We start from the raw sequence: 4,097 nt of genomic DNA, 5'->3' as shown, positions 1-4,097 counted from the left end.
ATGGAGGACCCGACGTATAAGGTGGTGACGGACGCGCTTTGAGGGTTCGATACACGCGGCCTCACCGCGCCACCACCAGTTTTTCGGAGTGCACTTCACCTCCACACTCCGCCCTTACGATGTACAGCCCTTGCGCGAGGCCGCTGATGTCCATGCGGTACAGCGAAGCCCCGCCGGGGCTGGCCTGCATTACCGGCCGGGTGGCCATGTCGAAGATGGTGAGGCGGTCTATTCCGGCTCCATCGGTTCGGACGGTGAGCTCGGAGCGGACGGGGTTGGGGTAGATGAATATTCGAGCGTTTAATCCCAACGGGTAGTTGAGATACGGCTCAAGAAGCTCATACGATGGGGAAGGCACATCAAAGGCTTTTGCAGAGAAGTCATTGGCTTGATATGTCAGATCAGGTAGTTGATTCTTACAAAAGTTCTCAATCTGATTGGAGCTGAAAGGTTCTTGTGGGTGCGTACCTGCCAATGGAAGAGCTATTGCAAGACGCAGATCGGGCTGTAAGTTTGCGCCTTCTTGTAGGTGTATAACACTTGACGAAAGTAATTCAGCAGGTTCACCAGCAGAAGAGGCCAGAACTCCAGAAATTGAAATATACTCCGGAAAGTAATTACTGCCGCTTATTTCGGAAATGTATGAAGGGCCACCAAGGTAGTCATGCACCCAGTTGTTGACCAAATCCACTTCCTCTACTGGTATCTGTCCGTTGGATACTTGTGCGTTCACAGGAAAGGTTATTATTTGAGTGTTTCTAACGGGCTCAGAATTCTTTCCAATGTTGAAACTGGACATTTTCAAGGTAAACCTGATAAAGAAATCATAATGGTTTAAGTTGGCCGAACCATTGATTAAAACGCTGCCCAACATATCGTTGATGTAATCGATTGGAACCGGGCTGGTATATACTTCAGACTGTTCAGCACCGCGTAAAACATTGATCCCTTCGCTTAGACTACGTGCGACGTCTATTTCTTCCGTGGAGCCACACACAATATAATAGTTTGATTCCAAGGCATCTGTCGAATTTATAGTAGACAGGGGTTCACAACAAATGGGATTGATGAATGGATTACTTACATGGGCAGCTTTTGTCTTTACCACGATAGATGCCAAGATCTCCGTTTTGTCTAAATTAAGATTTAGAATCGGGTTAAAATAGTATTTGAAATATTCCGAATCAAAAAAGAACTTGAGCTCAGTAAAGAGGTTCGTGGAGCACTCATGTTCTGGGTAGGGATGCGTGTACCATATCTTGAGGTTATGGCTTATGCTCTTCACTTTCAGCGTGGGTGTTTTAAGCAGGGCAAAAGTACCAAGGGGGTTATTGTATAATGGAACTTCGGGCAATAGACCTCCCGGGCCAGGTTCATTAGCAGGAGTGTTTGTAATCACCTCTTCCAGTGTGTTTGTCCATTTCGTACCAGGCACACCCCAATAAACGAAATCGCCTGTCTCTGAATTTAATGTAGCGGTTCCGGTGGCAGTCATAGAACCTACTACTGAAGTTCTGGGTGATGAAGCCTTGGCAGTGGGGTTCAGATAGTCCACGCCAGAATTGAGAAAAGAGCCTACGCCTGTAAAGAGCTTGTCCCAGTCAGACTTTCCCATGGCTTTGTCAGTTACAGTATTGCGCCACTCCAATTTTTCTGGATCATAAACAACATTGGCAGCAGCGGCCATGGTTTGCTGGAGCAGTTGTATGTTGCTTTGCGCCTGATTGCTGATTCCTGGCCGCTGAGAAAATATGTCAAGCAAGCCTGTGAACTGTGATGTTTGAATCACGGCACCTCCTGTGACAATGGCTGCCGCGGTTGCTCCGGCAGCGCCAATAATCCGCTTGGCCACAAGAGCTGAATGGTTCTGGGCGGTAGGCACTCCCTGTTGCAATACTTGTGCATCAAGCATGCCTTTTATTGTCAGGTTCCATGTGCTCTCTACCGAAGCTTCCAATGTGATGGCTACGTCATTGTAGCACACACAAGGATCGTAAGCCACGGGCATGTCAAACCAAAAGAAGAAGCTCGCATTTGATATTCCCGGGTACTCAGCAATTATCTCGTAAACGTTCTCGTCGGTCTGCTGGTCCAATGGCTGGGCGGCATCACCCTGGATGGAGAGAAGGTTGGTGGCATCAATGTCAGCACCGTTATTATCTTGAGTGAGCTTCTTTTTTGGTAACGAAACTGTGAACCGGATAATCTGCCAACTATCGCTGGCATTGGGCCACATACCCAGAAAGCGCATGGTGCCAGTGTATTTATTATAGAGGGCCATGTAGGGCATGGAGGGCAGTATCTCCCTTTGCGTTCCATCGTTGAGGTACCCAAAATTCACCTTCAAGAGTTCCCAACCGTCTTCTGGCCAGAAATCGCTGTTCTCTAAATTTACCAGGGAACCTACCTGCAAGGAGGTCAGGTTCCAGAAAGGGGAAGCCATAGATGGATAGTGAATACCGCCGGCAATGCGCATATCAAAATTGTTGTGGTTGTTGCCGTTATGTGGAAACCAAAAAAAGGTATTCTCCAACTCCGGTCTGTCGGGGTTGCTCGGATTGCGTGGGTCGGTGCTCACTTCCTGGGGGCATTCCTGTGCGTACAGCCTCCCTGTGCTGATGGCGGCTATCGCTGCCATCAGGTAAATGATAAATGTTTTCATGGCTTTGGTTTTACTCGATTCTGTATCCGGAAAATTTCACTGTTTGCAGACCTGAATTGTCTTCAGGTATGCGCTCAAAGAAAAGGTCAATCCTGTCGGGACCATTGGCTGATGTGGTGATTTGCTGGTTCCACTTTCGCACACCATCTCGCGATGTTGAATAATTGTGCCAGTCTTCGTCCCATCTAATTTGTTTGTATGATGTTACCATGCTTAATGGTGATGGCACAAACATTTTCAGGGTATCCTTAAAGGGCAAACCAATATGGTGCGAGACATACCAATAAATGAAATTTGGATGGCTCAAGTCGCCGGCTTCTTGCCATAAAATCACATCCCTGTCAAAATTCTCCCCTTCTACCCGTCCTCTGAATGTGCCACGGGTGAGTGAACGAGAAGTAAGCACCAAGAGACGCGTAATGGTTAACACTGTATCACTTTCATTCACGCAAGCTCCCGGAGCATTGCGCACTGTAAGGGTAATGGGCAGAGGATTGTAGTAGTCAGGATTATCCGGGTTTAAGCTCGTTGGACTGGCTATATAGGATTGAAAACTGAGCTTCAGGTTTCGGCCTGAGCGGGTTTGTGCTTCTGATCCTATTTGCCAGGTGTAGCTCAGCGCTCCTTCCATATCGGCTAAAAACTCCACTCCAGAGCCTAATATGGTATCACACCACTCGGCTTGCAAATGGTCCGGAATTACAAACCCCACAGAGGTTTGCCGCATTTTGAAATCAGCGGTAGGGTATTTGTCCCAACACGGATCATAATTCGGGCATTCCGGGTTTGTCGGGTCGCAGCAGGGTGCGTCATCATCATTGCGACACCCCACCAGCACCATCCCTGCCAGCACCACCAGCATGAAATATTTTTGTAAAGCTTTCATAACACCCTTTATTTTCCACCCCTCAAGGTAGTGATTTCTTCGCGGAGGGCCTCCACTTCGCTGTTCAAAGCTTCATTGCGACCGGTCACAGCCTGGAGCTGGCTTGATATTTCGAGGAGGTAGAGGGTGAGCTCTTCCACCTTTTCGGTTAGCAGGCGTTGGTTTTCGCCGATGGCTGCGCCCTCTTCGGCTACTTGTGCCGCAGAGGGCATGCCGGGAAGGCGGCCGTAGGTGCCGATATACGTGCCGAGCTCGTCGAGGGGCATCAGGTGGTAGTCGGGTTGGAACACGTAGTCGGGCCAGTTGGCTTTGAGCTTTACAAAGCCCTCTTCCATGATCATACTGCCCTCAACGTAGAGGCTGTGGTTGCCCACAAAGTCATTGGTGCCGATGCCCACCTTGCCGTCGGGAGAGAGCGCCATAACGGTTACATCGGGGTTTTGCCCCTCGTGTTGAAAAAGCAGGTTTTCGCCCTCGGAGGAAGACCACCGGATTTGGGGCTGTGTATTGTAACGCAGCTTGATGTATTCGTCTTCTTCGCCCCACTTC

The 4,097-nt window shown here is 49.1% G+C and carries 3 protein-coding genes; all 3 read right to left on the bottom strand.

What is annotated here, in order from left to right:
- Nucleotides 1-61 precede the first annotated feature (61 nt).
- Nucleotides 62-2,662, bottom strand: coding sequence for a T9SS C-terminal target domain-containing protein (locus EA392_09775; protein TVR38465.1), 2,601 nt, complete (start codon nucleotides 2,660-2,662; stop codon nucleotides 62-64).
- 10 nt (nucleotides 2,663-2,672) lie between these two features.
- Nucleotides 2,673-3,524: a hypothetical protein gene (locus tag EA392_09770; GenBank protein ID TVR38464.1), complete on the bottom strand. Its 852-nt coding sequence runs from the start codon at nucleotides 3,522-3,524 to the stop codon at nucleotides 2,673-2,675.
- Between the two features lie 32 nt (nucleotides 3,525-3,556).
- On the bottom strand, nucleotides 3,557-4,097 hold a 541-nt coding region (locus tag EA392_09765), incomplete at its 5' end, for a hypothetical protein (GenBank protein ID TVR38463.1).

This window comes from Cryomorphaceae bacterium, assembly GCA_007695365.1.
In the GTDB taxonomy this organism is placed as follows: Bacteria; Bacteroidota; Bacteroidia; order Flavobacteriales_D; family SKUL01; genus SKUL01.
Note: the sequence above shows the minus strand (reverse complement) of the source record. Positions and strands in the feature narration are given on the sequence as shown.